The organism is Azospirillum sp. (assembly GCF_035628975.1).
Classification (GTDB): Bacteria; Pseudomonadota; Alphaproteobacteria; order Azospirillales; family Azospirillaceae; genus Azospirillum.
The window spans coordinates 1-21,171 of sequence record NZ_DASPIS010000144.1; the positions used below are offsets into that span (position 1 = coordinate 1).

The 21,171-nt window shown below is 69.4% G+C and carries 18 protein-coding genes, 1 tRNA gene and 1 riboswitch; of the genes, 9 read left to right on the forward strand and 10 right to left on the reverse strand.

Annotated elements, in window-relative coordinates:
• Positions 1-244: 244 nt before the first annotated feature.
• From VD964_RS29430 to VD964_RS29440, 3 genes are read right to left on the reverse strand one after another with little or no spacing between them, the layout of a single operon-like run.
• Positions 245-1,495: a CCA tRNA nucleotidyltransferase gene (locus VD964_RS29430; RefSeq protein WP_324871979.1), complete on the reverse strand. Its 1,251-nt coding sequence runs from the start codon at positions 1,493-1,495 to the stop codon at positions 245-247.
• Positions 1,496-1,538: 43 nt separating this feature from the next.
• Complete coding sequence (locus VD964_RS29435; protein WP_324871980.1) at positions 1,539-2,216, reverse strand: CoA pyrophosphatase; 678 nt, start codon at positions 2,214-2,216, stop codon at positions 1,539-1,541.
• Positions 2,217-2,248: 32 nt separating this feature from the next.
• A complete protein-coding gene (locus tag VD964_RS29440; RefSeq protein WP_324871981.1) occupies positions 2,249-2,752 on the reverse strand; it encodes a DUF1285 domain-containing protein in 504 nt (167 codons plus the stop codon).
• A 382-nt stretch (positions 2,753-3,134) separates the two neighbouring features.
• Here VD964_RS29440 and VD964_RS29445 point away from each other — a divergent pair, with 382 nt between their 5' ends.
• The 5 genes from VD964_RS29445 to VD964_RS29465 all read left to right on the forward strand — a co-directional run bounded on the left by VD964_RS29445 (position 3,135) and on the right by VD964_RS29465 (position 10,273).
• Positions 3,135-4,100, forward strand: a complete 966-nt coding sequence (locus VD964_RS29445; RefSeq protein WP_044549782.1) for an AAA family ATPase — start codon at positions 3,135-3,137, stop codon at positions 4,098-4,100.
• Positions 4,101-4,121: 21 nt separating this feature from the next.
• Entirely contained in the window at positions 4,122-5,051 is a 930-nt protein-coding gene (locus tag VD964_RS29450) for a DUF58 domain-containing protein (RefSeq protein WP_324871982.1), read from the forward strand.
• A gap of 186 nt (positions 5,052-5,237) precedes the next feature.
• A complete protein-coding gene (locus VD964_RS29455; protein WP_324871983.1) occupies positions 5,238-7,961 on the forward strand; it encodes a DUF4159 domain-containing protein in 2,724 nt (907 codons plus the stop codon).
• Positions 7,961-10,066, forward strand: coding sequence for a hypothetical protein (locus VD964_RS29460; protein WP_324871984.1), 2,106 nt, complete (start codon positions 7,961-7,963; stop codon positions 10,064-10,066). The genes VD964_RS29455 and VD964_RS29460 overlap by 1 nt, the downstream gene beginning before the upstream one ends.
• A 132-nt stretch (positions 10,067-10,198) precedes the next feature.
• Positions 10,199-10,273: transfer RNA gene (locus tag VD964_RS29465), tRNA-Gln, on the forward strand.
• A gap of 45 nt (positions 10,274-10,318) precedes the next feature.
• Here VD964_RS29465 and VD964_RS29470 read toward each other — a convergent pair.
• Positions 10,319-11,500 carry an MFS transporter gene (locus VD964_RS29470; protein WP_324871985.1) on the reverse strand — a complete coding sequence of 394 codons (1,182 nt, stop codon included), beginning with the start codon at positions 11,498-11,500 and terminating at the stop codon, positions 10,319-10,321.
• A 141-nt stretch (positions 11,501-11,641) separates the two neighbouring features.
• Here VD964_RS29470 and VD964_RS29475 point away from each other — a divergent pair, with 141 nt between their 5' ends.
• The gene (locus VD964_RS29475) at positions 11,642-12,544 is read left to right on the forward strand and encodes a LysR substrate-binding domain-containing protein (protein WP_324871986.1); all 903 of its coding nucleotides are present in this window, start codon (positions 11,642-11,644) and stop codon (positions 12,542-12,544) included.
• Positions 12,545-12,631: 87 nt separating this feature from the next.
• Here VD964_RS29475 and VD964_RS29480 read toward each other — a convergent pair whose 3' ends face one another.
• The 3 genes from VD964_RS29480 to VD964_RS29490 all read right to left on the reverse strand — a co-directional run bounded on the left by VD964_RS29480 (position 12,632) and on the right by VD964_RS29490 (position 14,790).
• Complete coding sequence (locus VD964_RS29480; RefSeq protein ID WP_324871987.1) at positions 12,632-13,141, reverse strand: single-stranded DNA-binding protein; 510 nt, start codon at positions 13,139-13,141, stop codon at positions 12,632-12,634.
• A 304-nt stretch (positions 13,142-13,445) separates the two neighbouring features.
• Entirely contained in the window at positions 13,446-13,874 is a 429-nt protein-coding gene (locus VD964_RS29485) for a response regulator (protein WP_324871988.1), read from the reverse strand.
• A 205-nt stretch (positions 13,875-14,079) separates the two neighbouring features.
• Entirely contained in the window at positions 14,080-14,790 is a 711-nt protein-coding gene (locus VD964_RS29490; protein ID WP_324871989.1) for a hypothetical protein, read from the reverse strand.
• Between the two features lie 433 nt (positions 14,791-15,223).
• On the opposite strand from VD964_RS29490, the gene VD964_RS29495 reads away from it, so the two are divergent.
• Entirely contained in the window at positions 15,224-16,822 is a 1,599-nt protein-coding gene (locus VD964_RS29495; RefSeq protein WP_324871990.1) for a hypothetical protein, read from the forward strand.
• A 72-nt stretch (positions 16,823-16,894) separates the two neighbouring features.
• Here VD964_RS29495 and VD964_RS29500 read toward each other — a convergent pair whose 3' ends face one another.
• From VD964_RS29500 to VD964_RS29510, 3 genes are all read right to left on the reverse strand, one after another.
• Entirely contained in the window at positions 16,895-17,452 is a 558-nt protein-coding gene (locus VD964_RS29500; RefSeq protein WP_324871991.1) for a hypothetical protein, read from the reverse strand.
• Positions 17,449-18,096 (reverse strand): hypothetical protein, encoded by a 648-nt coding sequence (locus VD964_RS29505; RefSeq protein ID WP_324871992.1) that lies wholly within the window; start codon positions 18,094-18,096, stop codon positions 17,449-17,451. The genes VD964_RS29500 and VD964_RS29505 overlap by 4 nt, the downstream gene beginning before the upstream one ends.
• A 149-nt stretch (positions 18,097-18,245) precedes the next feature.
• Positions 18,246-19,418 (reverse strand): acetoin utilization protein AcuC, encoded by a 1,173-nt coding sequence (locus VD964_RS29510; protein ID WP_324871993.1) that lies wholly within the window; start codon positions 19,416-19,418, stop codon positions 18,246-18,248.
• Between the two features lie 80 nt (positions 19,419-19,498).
• Positions 19,499-19,605: riboswitch (TPP riboswitch) on the forward strand.
• 41 nt (positions 19,606-19,646) lie between these two features.
• On the opposite strand from VD964_RS29510, the gene VD964_RS29515 reads away from it, so the two are divergent.
• Positions 19,647-20,396: an ABC transporter ATP-binding protein gene (locus tag VD964_RS29515; protein ID WP_324872044.1), complete on the forward strand. Its 750-nt coding sequence runs from the start codon at positions 19,647-19,649 to the stop codon at positions 20,394-20,396.
• On the forward strand, positions 20,393-21,160 hold the full coding sequence (locus tag VD964_RS29520; protein WP_324871994.1) for an ABC transporter permease: 768 nt from the start codon (positions 20,393-20,395) through the stop codon (positions 21,158-21,160). Before VD964_RS29515 ends, VD964_RS29520 begins: the two co-directional genes overlap by 4 nt.
• Positions 21,161-21,171: the final 11 nt, after the last annotated feature.

The following is a 21,171-nucleotide window of genomic DNA, read 5'->3' on the forward strand; positions in this document are numbered from 1 at the left end:
AGGATGATGGCTCGGCGATCGTCGCCGCCGTCAAGCCCTGCGCCTGCGGCGCACCGCGAAGCGGCGATGGGGCTTGACCGCGCCGCCGAGCCGATCCCAAACGCATCCATGCCAGATATGCCGAAAAAGGCCGCCCCCCCCCGACACACCGTCAAGCCTAAGCCTGACCTACTGACAGTCCTACTTTGCGCAAACCACTGACATTTCTATCCGGTTGCAACATTGCCCCCCCTTTCGGCCAAGCTCAAGTTTGCTGCTCGCCGGTCAGACCGCGTGCAATCTCCAGGCAAACTTCCCGGCCCGGCTGGAAATCCTCGGCGATCCACCAGCCCTCAACACGTTTCAGCATTTCGCCGACCGCCGGGCCGCGCGGGATGCCGAGCTCCAGCAGGTCGCGGCCGGCTATCGGCAGGCGAAGGTTCGGCAGGTCGCCGGCCACGGACATCGCCGCGCGCAACGCGGTGAGGTCGAGCGGGCCGTCATGGACGGCGGCGGCAACCAGGAGCAGGTCGCAGAACAGGTCGCCATCGCCGATGCGGTAAAGCCCCTGGCGCAGCGCCTTGCGGTCGTCGGACGGCATCAGAACCATCGGCGGTTCGACAAGCGCCAGCATCCGGTCGCGCTCATGGTTGGACAGCCGGAGCGCTTCCGCCGCGCGCAACGCTCCCGGTCGGTCGCTGTCCAGCACCGCGGCCAGCCGGCGGGTCGGATCGGGCATGATGCCCAAGTCGCGCTCCACCGCGATCAGCCGATCCAGTCGGTCGGTATCCATCGCCTCCGGCAGCAAGTGGACCATGATCCCCTGCCCCATCATCAGCCGCCAGACCGCCGCTGCGCAAGCTGCCGTCAGCAGGCGGAACAGCTCTCCCCGCACCCGTTCGCCGGACAGCGTCGGCAGGCGCGGCGCCAACTCGCGGCAGGCGGCCATAGCCTCGGCATCGGGTTCGCCGCGGCCGTAATGGGCGTGGAAGCGGAAGAAGCGCAGCAGGCGCAGCACATCCTCCTCGATCCGCCGCCGCGCCTCGCCGACGAAACGGACGCGGCCGGCGGCAAGATCGGCCAGACCGCCGAACGGGTCGAACATCGCGCCGTCCGGCGTGCAGCTCAGGGCATTCATCGTCAGGTCGCGGCGGGCGGCGTCCTCCACCCAATCGTCCGTGAACTCTACGCGGGCATGGCGGCCATCCGTCTCAACATCGCGCCGCAGCGTGGTGATCTCGTAGGGCTTGCCGCCGCACAGCGCGGTGACGGTGCCATGGGCGATGCCGGTCGGGATGACGCGGATGCCGGCGGCCTCCAGCAGTTCAATCACCCGCTCCGGCGGCGCGTGGGTGGCGATGTCGATGTCCTTGACCGGCCGGCCGAGCCACGCGTCCCGCACGCAGCCACCGACGAAGCGCGCATCGGCGCCGCCCGCGTCGAGGGCGGCGAATACCGCCCGGCTTTCGGGCGCGGTCATCCAGGGCTGGGGCGACAGGCGTGCGGCAACGGTCATGGTGCGCGACGCTATCCGATTCCCGATGGCCGTTCCACCGCCGTCAGAGCGGACCGGAGGATGCCCCGCCCTCCCCGGCTTCGCGCGCGGCGGCACCCAGCACGTCGCGCAGGTTCACCAGCATGCCGGCGGTCGCGCCCCAGATGTAGCGCTGCGGATATGGAAAGGCGTAGAACCAGCGCGGCTTGCCCAGGAATTCGCGGCTGTGGCGCTGCGGGTTGGACGGGTCGAGGATGAAGGACAGCGGCACCTCGAACACCTCCGCCACCTCGGTCGGGTCGGGCGTCAGGATGAAGGGCGGAGTCACCACCCCCACCACCGGCGTCACCCGGAAACCGGTGCGGGTGACATAGGTGTCCAGCCGGCCGACGATTTCGATCCGGCCGCGCTCCAGCCCGATTTCCTCCGCCGTTTCGCGCAGCGCGGTATCCTCGGGGCCGTCATCCTCCGGCTCCATCCGGCCGCCGGGAAAGCTGATCTGGCCGGCATGGGAGCTCAGCGTCGCGGTGCGCTGGGTGAAGATGACGGTCAGTTCCTCCGGCCGGTCGACCAGGGGGACCAGCACCGCCGCCTCGCGCAAACTATCCGGCGGTCCCATCTCCGGGTTCAGATCGTGATCGCCGCGGATTTTGGCCGCGTGCCGGGGCGCCGTCCGGTTGGACCGGACCGCGTTCTCCACCGCCGCATCAATCGCCTCAACGGGCGTCTCATCGGGGCTCATCGCCGGAAAGCGCCGGCGGACCTCCTCCAGGCTCAGTCGCCAGGCAGCCTGCCCAGCGCGAAGAAGACCTTGTTGCTCCATAGACCCACCTCGGACTCGCCGGTTTCGGTGCGGCGCGCCTCGCTGCGCTCCACCATGTCGTAAAACACGGGCCGCAGGATTCGCGCCTCCAGCCGGCTTCTGATCTGGATGTAGGGTGCCGGCTCCCCGGTTTCAGGGTTCACGGCTACACGGATCGGATGGTCGGGGCCGGCCTCCACCCAATGGTCGAGGTTGGTGCGGAATGACAGGACCTGATCGGCCCCGCTGCCCGCCACCGTCATCTCCACGGCGACGAAGGGTGCATCCTCCACCACGATCCGGCCGCGTTCGACCGGCGTGATCAGCCAGTAATCGCCCTCGTCATCGCGCTGCAGAACGGTGGAAAACAGCTTTGCCAGTTCGATCCGGCGGATCGGATCGCCATTGTGGAACCAGGTGCCGTCACGCGCAATGCGGATGTCGTACTGCTCCAATGTCGGAGTCCGGCCCAGCACGGACGGAACATCCGGCGGCGTTTCCGAAGCGGTTGGCCCATCTGCGCGCTTGTCTTTCGCCATCGCGTTACCGACCTTCATGGAATTGGGAACCGTTTTGTCCCCGAACATGCGTATTTTCGCCACACTCGACCGTTAGGTCCACTCCAATGGTCCGTCGGCCCTACCCGGTCCGGCAGCAGGATCCGGAAAATGGGTGTCGACAACGCGCAGGAACAGGGCCAACCATGCGGATCCCGTGTTTCCCGTCGCGGACGACCGCGACTGCCACGCCGAACCGGCCCATCTCGGGGCCAGCTCATCATCGGGGGAGCAGCAGACCTTGAGCGCACAGGACATCCTGAGGGGGCAGCCTCCCGTGCCGGAGGACCCGCAACGGCTGATGGAGGAGATCGAGGCGCTGGGCGATCGTCTGGCGTCCGTCCGCGACCGTATCGGCCGCGTGATCTTCGGCCAGCAGGAGGTGATCGATCGCACGCTGGTCACGCTGCTGGCTGGCGGCCATGTGCTGCTGATCGGCGTTCCCGGCCTTGCCAAGACGCGGCTGGTGGAAACGCTGGGCATCGTGCTGGGCCTCGCCGAAAAGCGCATCCAGTGCACGCCCGACCTGATGCCCGCCGACATCCTCGGCTCCGAAGTGCTGGAGGAGGGCGACAACGGCCGCCGGTCCTTCCGCTTCCTCCCCGGCCCGGTGTTCAGCCAATTGCTGATGGCTGACGAGATCAACCGCGCCAGCCCGCGCACCCAGTCGGCGTTGCTGCAGGCGATGCAGGAGCATCGCGTGTCGGTCGCCGGCCAGTACCATCCGCTGCCCCAGCCCTTCCACGTCCTGGCCACCCAGAATCCGCTGGAGCAGGAAGGCACCTACCCGCTGCCGGAAGCCCAGCTCGACCGCTTCCTGATGCAGATCGACGTCGAATACCCGGACCGCGAGGCGGAACGCCGGATGATGATCGCCACCACGGGTTCCGCCGACGAGCGCGCGGTGACGGTGCTGTCCGCCGCCGACCTGCAGGCGGCGCAGCGCCTCGTCCGCCGCGTTCCGGTGGGCGAAGGGGTGGTCGACGGCATCCTCGACCTCGTGCGCCGCGGCCGGCCGGAAATGTCGGAGCTGATGGAGGTGCGCCAGCACGTCGCCTGGGGTCCCGGCCCGCGCGCCAGCCAATCGCTGATGCTCGCCGCCCGTGCCCGCGCGGTTCTGGACGGCCGGCTGTCGCCCTCGCTGGACGATGTGGTGGCGCTGGCCAAGCCGATCCTGAAGCACCGCATGGCGCTGAATTTCGCCGCGCGGGCGGACGGGGTGACGCTGGACGACGTCATCGACCGCCTCTGTGCCCCCCTGATGTGACCCCTCCAGAGCGGAGCCGCGATGCCGCGCAGCCCAGCCCCACAGCCGAAGACCCCGGCCAAGACCCCGGTGGCAACGACGCTGCTCGCCCGCCATCGTGCGGAGGAGCTGGCCTCGGCCCTCCCCCCGCTTCTGGTCGCGGCGGAGCGGGTGGCCGCCACAGTTGCCCAGGGCGTGCACGGCCGGCGCCGCGTCGGGCTGGGCGAAACCTTCTGGCAGTTCCGCCGCTACCAGCCCGGCGACGCGCCGTCGATGATCGACTGGCGCCAGTCGGCCAAGACCCAGCCGGTCTATGTGCGCGAGAATGAATGGGAGGCGGCGCAGAGCGTCTGGCTGTGGCGCGACCGCTCGCCTTCCATGGATTTCCGCTCCGCCCCCGGCCTGCCGACCAAGCGCGAGCGGGCCGACCTGCTGACGCTCGCCACCGCCGTCCTGCTGGCGCGCGGCGGCGAGCGGGTGGCGCTGCTGAACAGCGGCGTGCGCCCCGATCATGGCAAGACCGCCATCGACCGCATCGCCCGGCTGATGACCGACCCGCGCGCCGTCGCGTCGCCGGATCCCCTGCCGCGGGTGGAGCCCCTGCCCCGCCATGCCCAGACCGTGCTGTTCGGCGACCTGCTGTCCCCCTTGCAAGAAATCCATGCCGCCGTCGCCGGCCTGACCGGCCGCGGTCTGCGCGGCCATCTGGTCCAGATCCTCGACCCGGCGGAAGAGACGCTGCCCTATGACGGCCGCGTCGATTTCTACGGGATGGAGGGCGAGCAGAACCTGCTGGTCCCACGGGTGGAGGCGGTGCGCGAGGCCTACCGCGAACGCCTGAAGGCGCAGCAGGATGGTCTGGCCGCCCTGGCACGCACCGCAGGATGGAGCTTCGCCGTCCACCGCACCGACCGTTCCCCGCAATCCGCGCTGCTCACCCTCTGGGGTGCGATGGCGATGGAGGCGGTGTGAAGCGGCGGCCGGAGTCCCCTCCCCCGCATTCACCGTCATCTCCGCGCAGGCGGGGATCCAGGCCTCCCTGCGGCGCCACGCAGCCCAAGGTCCGGATCCCCGCCTGCGCGGAGATGACGGTCGCTTACAGCCGCAGGCCCGTATGGCTTGTGCGGCCGATCCCCTCCCCCTCTTGAAGACGCGCCAATGCTGGGTCTCGGACCGATCGCCTTCGCCGCCCCCTGGGTCTTGACCGCACTGGCCGCCTTGCCGGTCCTGTGGTGGCTGTTGCGCGTCACGCCGCCGGCGCCGCGCGCCATCCAGTTTCCCGCCATCCGCCTCCTGCGCGACCTGACCGCGCAGGAGGAGACGCCGGCCCGCACGCCCTGGTGGCTCCTGCTTCTGCGGCTGATCGTGGCGGCGCTGATCATCCTGGCGCTGGCCGGGCCGCTGCTGAACCCGCGCGCGGCGCTGCCGGGCGGCGGACCGCTGTTGCTGGTCGTCGACAATGGCTGGGCCGCCGGCCGCGACTGGCCGACGCGCAAGCGCACGATGGACGAGATGATCGCCCAGGCCGAGCGCCAACAACGCCCGGTCATCCTGCTGCCGACCGCCCCGCCGGCCGATGGCCAGCCGATCCATGCCAGCGCCGTCCTGCCCGCCACCGAGGCCCGCCGTCTGGCCCAGGCGCTGGCCCCCCTGCCCTGGCCGACCGACCGCGCCGCGGCGCTGGAGGCGCTGAAGGCGGTCGCCGCCCAGGCGAACGGCAGCGGCTCCATCCACGCGGTCTGGCTCAGCGACGGTGTCGGCGACGGGCGCGCCGCGGCGTTGGCCGCCGGGCTGCAGCGGCTGGGCTCCGCCGATGTGCTCGACGATTCGGCAGAGCGCCCCCCTCACCTGCTGCTTCCGCCGTCGAGCGAGGGGACGGTGCTGACCGCCCGCATCGTCCGCGCCGACCCGTCCCGGCCGGAGCCGGTGACCGTCCGCCTCACCGCCGCCGATGGCCGCCTGCTGACCCGGCAGACCGTGGCTTTCGAGCCCGGCCAGAAGACGCGGGAGGTGCGTCTGGACGTGCCCACCGAGCTGCGCAACGACGCCGCCGCCCTGCGGGTGGAGGGCGACACCACCGCCGGCGCCACCGTGCTGCTGGATGAGCGCTGGCGCCGCCGTCCGGTCGGGCTGGTTTCCGGCCGGTCGGAGGGGGAAAGCCAGCCGCTGCTGTCGGACCTCTATTACCTCGAGCGCGCATTGTCGCCCTACAACGAGGTGCGGCGCGGCGACACGCTGGACCTGCTGAAGCGCGATCTTGCCGTGCTGATCCTGTCCGACATCGGCGCCCTGACCGGCAGCGAGGTGCAGGACATCGAGGATTGGGTGAAGAAGGGCGGCGTTCTGCTGCGCTTCGCCGGGCCGCGTCTGGCCCAGCATGCCGACACGCTGGTGCCGGTCCGCCTGCGCATCGGCGACCGTGCCCTGGGCGGCGCCCTGTCCTGGTCGGAGCCGGCGCGGCTGCAGCCCTTCCCGGCCAAGTCGCCCTTCGAAGGGCTGACGATCCCCGCCGACGTTCAGGTCAACCGTCAGGTTCTGGCCGAACCGGCGCTGGATCTGGCCGACCGCACCTGGGCGCGTCTGGCCGACGGCACGCCGCTGGTGACCTCGCAGAAGCGCGGCGACGGCTGGATCGTGCTGGTCCACACCACGGCAAATCCGGACTGGTCGAACCTGCCGCTGTCGGGCCTGTATGTCGACATGCTGCGCCGGCTGGTGGCGCTCAGCGGCGGCGTGACGGGCACCGCGGCGACCACCTCGCTCGACCCGGTCGAGGTGCTGGACGGCACCGGACGGCTGGTGCCGCCGCCGCCCACCGCCTTCCCGATTCCCGGCAATGCCGGCGCCGACGTGATCGGACCGCGACATCCGCCGGGCTTCTACGGGACCGATGATGCCCGCCGCGCCCTGAACCTGTCCTCCGCCGTCACCACGATCGACCCGCTGCCGCCCCTGCCGGCCGGTGTCGGGCGCGACGGCTATGGCGGCCGCGGAGAGGTGCCGTTGAAGCCGTCGCTGCTGGCGGCGGCGCTCGCCCTGCTCTCCATTGACCTGCTGATCGCGCTGGCGCTTCGCGGCCTGCTGCGCGCTCCCCGCCTCCGCCGCGGGGCCGGCGGCGCGGCGGCCGCGCTGCTGCTGGCGGCCGCACTAACCGCCGCACCTCAGCCGGTCCGGGCGCAGGACCAGGACAATGCCGTGAAAGTGACGGCGGAGACCTATCTCGCCTATGTCCAGACCGGCGACAGCGGCGTCGACGACACCTCGCGCGCCGGGCTGGAGGGGCTGGTCAGCGTTCTTGGCCTGCGCACCGCGGTGGAGGCGGCGGGAGCGGTCGGCGTCGATCCCGAGCGGGACGAGCTGGCCTTCTATCCCCTGCTCTATTGGCCCGTCTCCGACCGGCAGAGGCCGCTGTCGGATCAGGCGCGCCAGCGGGTGAACGAATACATGCGCAGCGGCGGCACCATCCTGTTCGACACCCGCGACCAGGCGCCGGGCGGCGGTTCCGGCATTCTGCAGCGTCTGGTCCAGGGGCTGGACATCCCGCCGCTGGCGCCGGTGCCGCAGGACCATGTGCTGCGCAAGTCCTTCTATCTGCTGACCGACTTCCCCGGACGGCAGGCCGGCGGCCAACTGTGGATCGAGGCGCGGGAGGGGCCGGCGAATGACGGCGTCTCCTCCGTCGTGATCGGCGGCAACGACTGGGCCTCCGCCTGGGCGGTCAGCCGCAACGGCCAGCCGATGTACGCGGTCATCCCCGGCGGCGAGCGCCAGCGCGAGATGGCCTATCGCTTCGGCGTGAATGTCGTGATGTACGCCCTGACCGGCAACTACAAGGCCGATCAGGTCCATGTGCCCGCCATCCTGGAAAGGTTCGGCCAGTAATGCCCGTCGATCTGCTCTCCGGACTTTCGGTGGCTCTGGCGCCGCTGCTGCCCTGGCCGGTGCTGGGCGCCCTGGTCGGCTTCGCCCTGCTGGTGGTGCTGGTCGCCGCCTTGCGCCGGGCGCGCGGCACGCTGCTTCGCCTGCTGGCCGTCATCGTGCTGGCGCTGGCCCTGATCAACCCGTCGCTGGTGCAGGAGAAGCGTGACCCGATCAAGGATGTCGCGGTGGTCGTGGTCGACGATTCGCCCAGCCAGGCCATCGGCGACCGCCGCGCCCGCACCGACCGGGCGGTGGAACAACTGACCGAACGGCTGAAGCGCTTCGACGACCTGGAGGTGCGCGTGGCGCGCACCGGCGAAGGAGCCGAGACCGGCGGCACGATCAACGAGACGCATCTGTTCGACGCGCTGAACCGCGCGATGGCCGACGTTCCGCGCCGCCGCATGGCCGGTGCGGTCTTCATCACCGACGGTCAGGTGCACGACGTTCCGCAGGTGCCGGGCAAGCTGGCCGACATCGGCCCCGTCCACACCCTGCTGACCGGCGACCGCAACGAGGGCGACCGCCGCATCGCCATCGTGCAGGCGCCCAACTACGGCCTTGTCGGCAAGTCGGTGGAATTGACCATCCGCGTCGACGACATGCCCGGACGACAGTCCCCCGACGCCGCGGTGACCCTGCGCCAGGACGGCGGCGCGCCCGGCACCATCCGCGTTCCGGTGGGACAGGACGTACGGATCGACCTGCCGGTCACCCATGGCGGGCAGAATGTTCTGGAACTGGAGGTGGAGGCGGCGAAGCAGGAGCTGACGCTCGCCAACAACCGCGCCGCAGTGGTGGTGAACGGCGTCCGCGACCGGCTGCGCGTTCTGCTGGTCTCCGGCGAGCCCCATGCCGGCGAGCGCACCTGGCGCAATCTGCTGAAGGCCGACCCGGCGGTCGATCTGGTCCATTTTACCATCCTGCGCCCGCCCGAGAAGCAGGACGGCACGCCGATCCGCGAGTTGTCGCTGATCGCCTTTCCGATCCGCGAGCTGTTCGAGGTGAAGCTCGACGAGTTCGACCTGATCATCTTCGACCGCTACCGCCGCCGCGGCGTGCTGCCCCAGATGTATCTGGAGAACATCGCCGACTATGTCCGCAAGGGCGGCGCCCTGCTGGAGGCGTCGGGCCAGGGCTATGCCTCCCCGCTGTCGCTCTACCGCACGCCCCTGGGCGCCATTCTCCCCGCCGCCCCCAATGGGCAGACGGTGGACCGCCCCTTCCTGCCGACCGTCACCGATGTCGGCCGCCGCCATCCGGTGACCGCCGGACTGCCAGGTGACCGCATCGATGCCCCGCCGACCTGGGGCCGCTGGTTCCATCAGGTCGATGTCGCCCCAAATGGCGGCACCGTGGTCATGCAGGGGGCCGACAACCGCCCGCTTCTGCTGCTGGACCGCGTCGGCAAGGGCCGGGTGGCGCAGCTTGCCTCCGACCAGATCTGGCTGTGGAGCCGCGGCTTCGAAGGCGGCGGTCCGCAGGCGGAGCTTTTGCGCCGTCTCGCCCACTGGCTGATGAAGGAACCGGAACTGGAGGAGAACGACCTGCGCGCCCGCGTGGACGGCAACCGCATCACGGTGGAACGCCGTTCCCTCACCCCGGATCCGCGCTCTGTCACCCTCACCGATCCGTCCGACCAAACAAGCACGCTGCAACTGGCCGACGACAAGACCGGCCGCGCCATCGCCACGGTGACGGCCAGCGCGCCCGGCATCTACCGCATATCAGACGGGGAGCGGACGACGCTGGCCGTGGTGGGCGCGGTCAACACGCCCGAACTGGCCGACGTGCGCTCCACCGGTGACCGGATGCAGCCGGTGGCCGAGGCGACCGGCGGCGGCATCCACTGGATCACCGACACCGACAGTGGGCCCAACCCCGGCATCGACGTGCGCCGCACCCAGGCCGACCGCAGCCAGAGCGGTTCCGGCTGGATCGGCCTGCGGGCCAACGGCGACTATACGGTGACCGGTGTCACCGAAGTGCCGCTGCTACCGGTCGGTGCGGTTCTGGCCCTGGTGTTGGGCGGCCTGTTGATGGCGTGGCGCCGGGAGGGACGCTGATCGGTCGGGAGGTGACCTGCCGGGAGGCTGTTTTCGCGGCGAAAATTTTTCGAAAACAGCCTGTTGCGTTCGGCCGGGCTTCCGATTATGGTGCCGCTCCTTCCGGCGATATGAGTTGATCGCCGCGCCGGTTGGGGCGTCGCCAAGTGGTAAGGCAGCGGTTTTTGGTACCGCCATTCCCAGGTTCGAATCCTGGCGCCCCAGCCAACTTTCCCTCCGGTTTTTCAAAGTCGTGACTGCCGGCCTGCGCTATCAGCAGACAGCCGGCTCGGCCCGTTCACGCCGGTCGAGCGCGCCGCTCGCCAGCGTCAGGACCAGCCCGCCCAGCACGAACAGTCCGCCGATCCAGGGTGTGGCGCCGAGGCCGAGCGGCGACGACACCACTTGTCCGCCGAAAAAGGCCCCCGCGGCAATACCCAGGTTGAAGGCAGCGATGTTGAGCGCGGATGCCACGTCCACGGCGCCCGGCGCATGGCGCTGCGCCAACTGCACGACATAGAGCTGAAGCCCGGGGACGTTGGCGAAGGCCAGCGCGCCCATGCCGGCGAGCGTGATCAGCGCCGGGATCTTGGCGTCGGCGGTGAAGGTGAAGACGATCAGCACCAGCGCTTGCAGGGCGAACAGCCAGGCCAGCGCCCGCACCGGCCGGCGGTTGGCGAGCCGGCCGCCAATGACGTTGCCGACGGCGATGGCGGCACCATACAGAACCAGCACGAGGCTGACGGTGGCGCTGGAGAATCCGGTGATCGTCTCCAGGATCGGCGCCAGGAAGGTGAAGGCGACGAAGGTGCCGCCATAGCCGAGTGCGGTGATCGCGAAGGCCAGCAGAAGCCGCGGCTTCGCCAGAACCGCTACCTGCGCACCCAGCCCGGCGGCCGGAGGCTGGCTGAGGCGGGCGGGAACCAGGGCCGCGACACCCAGGCCGCCGATGACGCCCAGGGCCGAAACCGCCAGGAAGGTGGCGCGCCAGCCGAAGGTCTGGCCGATCCAGGTGCCCAGGGGCACGCCGGTGACGATGGCGATGGTCAGGCCGGAGAACATCATGGCGATGGCGGAGGCGCGCTTGTCCTCCGGCACCAGATCGGCCGCGATGGTCGACCCGACGGAGAAGAAGACGCCATGGGCGAAGGCGCTCAGCACCCGCGCCACCAGCAGGGTCTCGTAATTCGGACTGACGCCGGCCAGCAGGTTGCCGGCGACGAAGACGCCCATCAGCCCGAGCAGCAGCGGCTTGCGCCGGATTCTCCCGGTTAGGGCGGTCAGGACCGGCGCGCCGAAGGTGACGCCGAGGGCATAGACGCTGACCACCATCCCCGCCAGCGGCAGGCTGACGTCCAGGTCGCCCGCCACCGTGGGCAGAAGGCCGACGACGACGAACTCGGTCGTCCCGATCGCATAGGCGCTGATCGCCAGCGCCAGCAGTGCGAGAGGCATTTCAAAAGTCTCCATTCGAAGGACTGTCCCGGCAGGGACTGCTCTGGGGAGACCATGTGCGTCATAAGGTCTGGAACGGGAATGCCCGCTGTGTTCCCATGATCTTGTCGTCCAGTGACAAGGTTGGTGAAAGATGGTTCGATGAGCGATCCTCGTGCCTGGGAAATGCGGGTGTTCCTGCGGGTGGCCGCCCATGGCAGTTTCAGCGCGGCCGGTCGCGATGTCGGCATGACGCCCTCCTCCACCGCAAAGCTGATCACCCGGCTGGAGGAGCGACTGGGCGTGCGGCTGGTGGAGCGGTCGACCCGGAAACTTCGCCTGACCGCGGAAGGTGAGCTTTACCGCGAACGGGCCGAGGCTCTGCTGGGGGAGATGGACGCGCTGGACGCCGAGATCGGCGGTGGCGCGCGTACGCCGACCGGACTGATCCGTGTGAACGCCTCAGTCCCTTTCGGCCAGCATTGCCTGCTGCCGCTGTTGCCGGAATTTCTACGCGATCATCCCGGCATCACGATGGATGTGACGATGACTGACGAGGTGGTGGACCTCTATGCCGCCCGGGTGGACGTCGCCTTCCGCGCCGGTCCTTTGAGCGATTCGGCGCTGCTGGTCCAGAGGCTTGGCGTGGTGCGCCGGCGGATCGTCGCCTCTCCCGCCTATCTGGAGCGGCGGGGCGTGCCGCAGACCGCGGCCGACCTGGAGGCGCACGACTGCCTGGGCTTCAACTTCCGCCGTGCAGCCGCGGTCTGGCCGCTGAAGTCCGGAGGGCGGCTGGTCGACCGGGAAGTGCCGACACGCATCCTGGCGAACAATGGCGAGACGGTCCGGCACATGGCGCTGCTGGGCCTGGGGCTGGCGCGGCTGGCCGACTATCACGTGCGCGACGATCTGCGCGACGGGCGGCTGGTGGCGGTGCTGGACGATGTGCTGGTGGACATGGAGGAAATCCACGCCGTGTACACCGGCCGCGACCGCGCTCCGCGCCGTGTCCGCGCCTTCCTGGACCACATGGCACCGCGTCTGCGGTCGCGCTTGGCGGAGTGACCGCGGAACAGTTCCCGTTTCCCGAAAACGACATCGGCCGGATGACAGGCATCCGGCCGATGAGGTGTGCCGTTGAAGCGTTCAGCCTCAGAACGGGATTTCGTCGTCGAGGTCCTCGTGACGGGGCGGAGCGCCGCCGCCGCCGCCGCTGCGGCCGCCCGACGAACCGCCGCCATAGTTGCCGCCGCCGCTGCCACCACCATAGCCGCCGCTTCCACCGCCGCTTCCACCGCCACGCGATTCGTAGCCGCCACCACCGCCGCCGAAGCTGCTGCCGCCGCCCTCTTCACGGGCGCCGCCGGTGAAGTCGATCTCGGCGACGCGGACCGACAGGCCGGCGCCGCGGGTGCCATCGCGCTTCTCGTACTCGCGCAGGGTCACCTCGCCCGACACGACGACGCTCTTGCCCTTGGTCAGGTGCGGAGCGAGCGACTCGGCGCGGCGGCCCCAGATGGAGCAATCGACCCATTGGGTCGTCTTGCGATCACCGAAACCGACGTCATTGGCGACGCGGAAACCCAGCACCTTCTCCCCGCTCTGGGTCGTGCGCAATTCGCCGTCCGCGCCCAAGCGTCCCGTAAACGTCCAAACATTCATCGCTCGTTGCTCCTAAGCGCGAGTGTCCCAGCATCCATGCCGACCCGTCAGGATGCCCGGCGGAGGCACCCAGATGCCGAGGGTTCCCATTCGCAGGGCCGGCTGTTCAATGGCGACCATCCCCCCGGTCCCGCGCAACGAAGCACGAGGGACCGACGCCGGTCAACCGCCGTCGGAAATGCACTGGCGATCCCCGGACTGGCGCACTCGCCCTGCCGTTCCGGACCAGAACACTCCATGAACAAATATAGCAGAGCAGCAGGCGCCGGAAAACCGTTTCCTTCGAAGTAGCGCCGGTAACCGGTCAGCGCAGACGCCGCGCCGCCAGATCCAGTGCGACTTTCAGCTGCGCATGGGAGAAGGGCCTGTGGACGACGCCGAGCGGATAGGTCTCGGTGATGCGGGCCATGGTGCCGTGGTCGCTGTTGCCGGACAGAAAGATGCAGCGCAGGCCATGGTCCAGGTTCAGCCGCCGGGCCACCGCGATGCCGTCACCGCCGCCGAGCCGGACATCAAGCAGCGCCAGATCCGGCCGTTCGCGCAGAGCGAAATCCGCTGCTTCCGCCTCGGTTCGGGCGACACCGCAGACGGTATGGCCAAGGTCGCTGACCACCACCGCCAGGGCATCGGCGGCTGTCTCGTCATGCTCCACCACCATCACGCGCAGCGGTTGGCCGGGCGCGCGGGCGCGGTAGGTTGACTGCGTTTTGGCGATGGCGTCGATCCTGAGCATGCGACCGACCTCCGGGAGACAGGGCGTTGAGCGACAAGCGACGAATTTTGGCAAAATTGCGCTTAATGCTACGCCGTTTGTACTACACCACCCCGAATTTGCAAGATCAATCGTTCAGGATCTGACCTTTTTCGCCAATCGGTGCAGAAACACATCACCTCGAGTCGGATGGCCTCGGACAGCAGCAGCAATGCCGGAAAGATGGTCAGCGTCCTGCCGGGCCGAGCCAGTCGATGCCGCCGGGCGGGCGTGGTCTGCCGGTTCCATTGCTGCGCGCCGTCGCCGCCCTTGACGGCGGCGGCGGCGGAACAGGCTCGCCGGAGAGCCAGGCGGCCTGGGCATCGGCAGGCGAAGTGGGGGCCGCGGGCAAAGCTGCCGGCGTCTGGGCAGGTGGGAAAGGCGAGACCGGTTCGGCGGTGGTCGGCGTGGATGAGCCCGCTGCCGGACGGAACGGCTCGGCCACCGGAGCCTGCGCGGTCGGTGCCGCCAATGCCTTTTGCGCCGGCCGGGCCGGCAGATCTGCCGGCAGGTCGCCCGGTGATGCGGCCGGCTGGACGGATGGCGGAACGTGGGCCACGGGGTGAGGCCGGGACGGAGGCGTTTCCTCATCCCATGCCTCGCCCCAGGCGGGCGGCGGCGCAGAGGGGCGCAGGCGTGGCGCCTCCGCGGCCCCCATCCAGGAGGGACGCTCGTCGTCGGCCAGCGGGCCGGTGCTGGTGTTGAGCTGCCGCGCCTGCTCGCGAATCTCCAGCAAGGTGGTTACCGCGAGTTGCAGCAGTGGGGCCAGGACCATGGGATCGGCCATTTCCTCCGCACTCAGGGCGGCGAATCGGTCGCGGACATCCTCCACTGCCTGTTCCACACCGTCACGCAACGCGCCGGCCTCGTGGGCCAGCCGTTCTAGATCCTCGCGCAACGCAGAGATCTCGCAGGCCTGCCGCAACTCGTGGAAACCAATTCCCGCCCCCGGTGCGGATGCGGATCGCCGGTCCCGTGACGAACCAAAATCGTGAGGCATCCTGCCCAACCCCGGTTCCAAGCCCAGCCCAGTGAAAACAGACGTCGCGACGAATACAGCCGGACGTGCGTACTGCAAACCGCGCAACCGGACAGCGGTTCCAAAAGCCGACGTCATGGCGCGGTCAGCCGGAGCGTCGGCGAAGTTGCCGCACGTCACGGCCGGCGCCCCCAATCGGAGAGCGATGTTTAGCGCCGTTGAAGTCGTTTGGAAACCGTTTGCGCGTGATGGCCGCTTGTACTATTTTTTCGGCCCCAGGGGAAAGGATTCCTTGTGATCCAACGTCCCGGCGCCTCCCCGCCGCCATTTCATCTTGCCGGAATCCCATACGGTGTCGATCGACCGCTCGGAACTTGAACGGCTCCTTGCCGATCGCCCGGCTGGCAACCGCAGCGCCATGCAGGCGGTGCGCGAAAGCTATGCCGATATCGGACTGATGCGCGAACGCGGTCTGTCCTGGGCCGAAATCTCCGATCTGCTGGCGAAGCTGGGCATTACCGCCCGCGACAGCCAACCGATCTCGCCGGTCACCCTGCGCTCCGCTTTCTTCCTGGTCGGGAACGAGGGACGTGGTGAGGCGGTCGGCGACCATGGCGGTGCCGCCGCGGCAATGCCGGCGGAAACGCTTGCCGCCGTCCACGAGGCTGCGCTGTCGGCCGGGCTGATGGGCGAGGACGAAGAGCCCCCGGAGACCGCCCTGATCGCCGGCTCCGATCATGCCGACGAGGCCGCCGCAGTGTCCGTCGACGCTGCTCCCGTCCCGCCGCCGGCGAAGACGCCTGAAGCCGACCCTGAAGCCGACATGGAATCGGCCGACTCCGTCCCCGAACCCGAACCCGAATCCGAACCCGCCTCCCCTGCCCCGAGCCTGCTGGCTCCGGCTGCGAAGGAGGCTGAGGATCAACCGGCGGCGGACGGTGAAACGGGCGCGGAGACCAGTGCCCCGGAACCGGAAGCCGCTGTAGAGAGCGACGCGGAAGAGGCACCGGCCCCCGAACCTGTACCTGAACCGACCCCCGAGCCGGCCGCGCGGCCGGCTCCCCAACCGACGTCCACGGCGGCCGCGCAGAACACCGGCTCCTTGATGTCCCCCCCGATGCTCCAAGACGACTCAACAAACGTACACTGGAAAGGCGATCGCATGCTGGGCACGATCTTCGTCCTCAATGACCGCGGCGGCGTCGGCAAGACGCTGCTGTCCCATCACCTGATGGCGACCGCCATGCTGGAAGGCCTGCAACTGAAGGTCGTCGAGTACGAGGTGAACGAGCGACTCGCCCGCCTGTTCGGCCCGGACGTGGTCGAACACCGCCGCATCACTCAGGACTTCATGAACATGATGGGGTCGGGCGACGGCTTCTACGAGTTCTGGGACCTGATCGGGCCGGAGCTGCAGCGCGGTGGCCGCCTGTATGATTTCGGCGGTAACATCTCGCAGTGGTTCTTCAACTGGGCCGAGGTGTCGGGCTTCGACTATTACGTCGGCGACGGCGAGCGGCTGACCTTCATGGTGCCGGTGACCGTCGATCTCGCCTCGCTGTCCACCGGCATGACCACGCTGGAGCGGGTGGCAACCATCGCGCCGAAGGCCAAGCGCGTCCTGGTGGAGAACGGCTTCTCCGGCCCCTTCTCGCAGCTCGAGGACAGCCAGTATGCCCGCCGCAAGGCGGAGATGGTGGAGCGCGAGGGGCTGCAGGTCATCTCCATGTCGCCCTGCGCCGCCCCCGCCTGGGCCCGCCTGACCGGCCACCGGCTGGATCAGGTGGCGACGATGACCCGCGAGGACCTGGTGAAGCTGGGCATGACCCCGCCCGTCGCCTCCCGCTCGCTGATCATCATCCATGAATGGCTGCGCAACATGCGTCAGGCGCTGTCGCCCTACCTGCACGACGCCTTCCGCCAGACCCCGGCGACCGCCAAGGCACGCTGAGACTTACGACCTCACCGGTCCGCTCTTCGAAGCCCTTCTTCCCCCGCGGGAGAAGGGCTTTCTCTTTGCCGGTCAGGCCGCAGCGTTGCGGGCGGCGCTTGCGCTGTAGAGGTCTTCCTTCACCGCCGTCACCGATTTCACCTGATAGCCCGGCCTTGCGCTGAACCGGCGGGTGGCGCGTTCGGCGGCCTCGCGTTCCGATTCCGCCCAAACCAGATAATCGCGTCCGCGCGCCCATTCGACGGCCAGCGGGTGGGCGGCGTCGATCTCGCCGATCTGCTGGTTCACCATGGTGACCAGCCATTCCTTGTCGCCGGGGTTGCGGCGGTCGGTCAGGATCAGGATTTGCGGACGGCGGCGGTTCTGCGCCTCGGTCAGGCGCTGATGCACCTCGACCTGCTTCTTGCGCAGTTCCACCATGTCGCGGACCAGCTCTTCGATCTCGCCATGGAGGTTCTCCTCCTCCCGGTGCAAGCGATGGATGGTCGCGTCCAGCTTGTCCAGCGTACCGCGGACGCCGCGGACGCGCTGCCGGGCCTGCGACACCCGCTGTTCGACCGACAGCAGCACGTTGCCGAGCCATGCGCCGATGGCGATGATCCCCAGAACGATGATGAAGTTGATCATCATGTGGCTGCGCCGGATGTGACGGCGCCGGATATGGCGGAAGCGGCCTTGGCCCGCGCCGTCGCCGGGGGCTGGGGTGCGCCGCCCTTCGCACCCCCCTTACCGCCGCCGGTCCGCGCGTCGCCGCGCATGAACGACTTCTGGAAGCCCAGCTTGAAGGGAAAGGCGACGTCGACCATCTGCTTGGCCTCGTCGAAGCTGGACGCCCACACCTCCGCCACATTGGCGCAGCGCCAGATCGGGTTGACCGGCCCGCGGTCACCGGCGGCCCGCGCGGCGGCCGATGCCTTCTCCTGCGTGACGGTCGCGACGAACTTCATCAGGCCGGCCTGCGGATCGCCGACCTCATGCACGAACAGCGGCGGCTGTTCCGCCAGATCCCTGATCTGCTTTTCCGCCTTGCGGATGTCGGTTTCCAGCCGGTGGCGTTCGGAAGACTGGCTGTTGCGGCGCTGGACCAGTTGATTGACGCGGTTCTGAAGCTCGTGCGCCTCGGCATGCAGCACGTAGACGCGGTTCTCGATCTGCTCCAGACCGCTGCTCTTTTCCAGGATGTTCGGCAGGAAATCCTTCAGCATCATGGCGACCGGGACGGCGGCCAGCATGATGATGACGATGGCGATCAGGAACAGCGTCGTGTTCGACATCCGCCCGCCCGTTCTCCTCCGGTAATCCGCACCGCCCGACCTGCCGGACTGGGCGCGATCAGCATCGGTGCGGAACTTCGAGGATCAACGAACAATCCAACCCCGTCAACGAATCGTCTCGGCTTCGCTCCAAATTCGTCGGAAATGAGTCAGGATGCCGCCATCTCCGCCACCCGCCTCACCGCATCGCGCACCGGTCCCGGCCGGCGTTCGTCCGCCAGGGTGGTGAACCAGTGCTCCGGCGGGTTGCGACCGGCGGCGCGGTTCCAGGTTAGGGCGCGCAGCACCGCTTCCGCCTCCGCCGTCGGCGGCACGGCAGGGTCGATCCCGTTCATCACCGCCCAGATGCCGGCCCAGCAGCGCCCGACCGTCCAGGGGTTGTAACCGCCGCCGCCGACCACCAGCACCCGCGGCGCCAGCGGCAGCAGGGCCGCCACCGCCTCCCACAGCGCATGGTTGGACAGTTCCAGCCGGCTCAGGGGATCTTCGGCCAGGGCGTCGGCGCCGGTCTGGATCACCATCGCCTGCGGACGGAAGGCACGGGCCAGCGGCAGCACCGCGGCCTCCATCACATGCTCCATCTCGCTGTCGTTGAAGCCCGGCGGGACCGGCAGGTTGCGGGCCATGCCGCCGGCCCGGTCCTCCGCCTTGCCGGTGTAGGGCCAGCGTCCGTCCTCGTGGATGGAGATGGTCAGCACCCGGTCGTCGTCGGCGAAGGCCTCCTCCACCCCGTCGCCATGGTGGGCGTCGAGGTCGACATAGAGAACCCGCTCCAGCCCATGGTCGAGCAGTTCCAGGATGCCCAGCACCGGCGCGTTGAAATAGCAGAAGCCGCTGGCCCGGTCGCGGCGCGCATGGTGCGTGCCGGCCGCCGGCGCATAGACCAGCCCGGCCGGACGGTCGCCCAGGATGCGCGCCGCCTGCAGGGCCGACCCGCTGCTGTGGGCCGGCCGCCGGTACATTTCGGCGAACACGGGATTCTCCAGCTTGCCGAGATTGTGGCGGGCCGCCGTCGCCTCGTCCACCCGCTGCTCCGCCTCCGCCCGCTTCAGCGCGGCGATGTAGTCCGCCGTGTGGAAGCGGGCCAGTTCGCGTTCGCTCGCCACATGGGTGTCGAGATAGACCTTGTCGGGCAGCCACCCCATGGTGCGGCTGAGGTCGATGACGGTCGATACGCGCGGGATCGCCAGCGGATGCTTCGGGCCATAGGTCGAGCCGCGATAGATGTCGCCGCCGATGAACAGAGGGGTGCGGAGAGGCGTGGTCAGGGGATGATCTCCATCGGTCCCGCCAGAAACTAGGCGGAGCTGCGCGCCGGTCAAGCGGCACCCCGCCGCTTCCGCGCTTTGGAAGGGCCAGCGGCAATGCTTGCGGTCACGGATCGTCCGCGCCTATAGTCGCCGCCTTCACTGGGGGGAGCCGATGGGCGGCTGAGAGGTCCCGTTGCGGGACGACCCCTGGAACCTGATCCGGTTCATGCCGGCGTAGGGATCAGTGATGCCAGACCGCACGCGCACCCTCTCCGCCCTTCCGCCAGGCTTGCCGCGATGATGGCCCAAATGCCGGCGATTCCGCCGCTTTCGGTGACCGTCTCGCAGGCGCGGCTGACCTATGGCGGTACGCTGCTGTTCTCCGATCTGACGCTGGATCTGCCGGCGGGGCGAACCACCTGCCTGTTGGGGCCGAGCGGCGTCGGCAAGACCACGCTGCTGCGCATCCTCGCCGGGCTGGCCGAACCGGAGCCGCCGACCTGCGTCGCCACCGGCGACGGGCAACCCCTGGCCGGCCGCATCGCCTACATGGCGCAGCAGGATCTGCTGCTGCCCTGGCTGACGGTTCTGGACAATGTCCTGCTCGGCGACCGGCTGCGTCACCGCCGCCCTGATGCCGCGCGGGTGGAGCGTGCCCGTGCGCTGCTCGACCGCGTCGGTCTGGCGGGGCGGGAGCGCGACCGTCCGGCCGCCCTGTCCGGTGGGCAGCGGCAGCGGGTGGCGCTTGCCCGCACGCTGATGGAGGACAAGCCGCTGGTCCTGATGGACGAGCCCTTCTCCGCGCTCGACGCCATCACGCGGCTGCGGCTGCAGGAGACGGCGGCGGAAACGCTGGCCGGCCGCACCGTCCTGATGGTCACCCACGACCCGCTGGAGGCGCTACGCATCGGCGACCGCCTGCATGTGATGACCGGCCGCCCCGCCGTCATGGGATCGGCGCTGGAGCCGTCCGGTCCGGTGCCGCGCCGGGTCGACGATCCCGGATTGCTGGCGCTGCAGGCGGAGCTGCTGCGGAGGCTGGCCGAATGAGGGCGCTGCTGCGCGCCCTGGTCACGCTCGCCGTGCTGGTCGCCGGCTGGCAGGCGCTGGTCTGGGCCACCGGGCTGCCGCGCTATCTGCTGCCCGGTCCGTTGGCCGTGGCCGATGCAATGCGGCGGCAGGCACCCCTGCTGTGGAGCCATGGGCTGACCACCCTGTCCGAGATCCTGATCGGGCTGGTGGCCGGGGTGGCCCTGGGCGGCGTCAGCGCGCTGCTGCTGGCGCGGTTCCGCACGGCGCGGCGCTGGCTGATGCCGCTGCTGTTGGTCAGCCAGGCGATCCCGGTTTTTGCGTTGGCGCCGCTGCTGGTGCTTTGGCTGGGCTACGGCATGGCGTCCAAGATCGCCATGGCCGTGCTGGTCATCTATTTCCCGGTGACGACCGCGCTGTTCGACGGGCTGCGCCGCACCGATCCCGGCTGGCTCGACCTTGCCCGCACCATGGGCGCCTCGCCCGCCGCGATCCTGTGGAACATCCGCCTGCCGGCCGCCCTGCCCGCCTTCTGGTCGGGCGTGCGGGTGGCCGCGGCGGTGGCGCCCATCGGCGCGGTGATCGGCGAGTGGGTCGGGTCGTCCTCCGGCCTCGGCTACCTGATGCTGCACGCCAACGCCCGCATGCAGATCGACCTTCTGTTCGCCGCGGTGCTGGTGCTGGGGCTGTTCGCGGTGACGCTCTATGCCGCCGTCGACGCGCTGGCCCGCCGCGCCCTGCCCTGGCAACCCGATACCCAACCGGCCGAAGACACCAATCCTTGAAGGGGAGAATG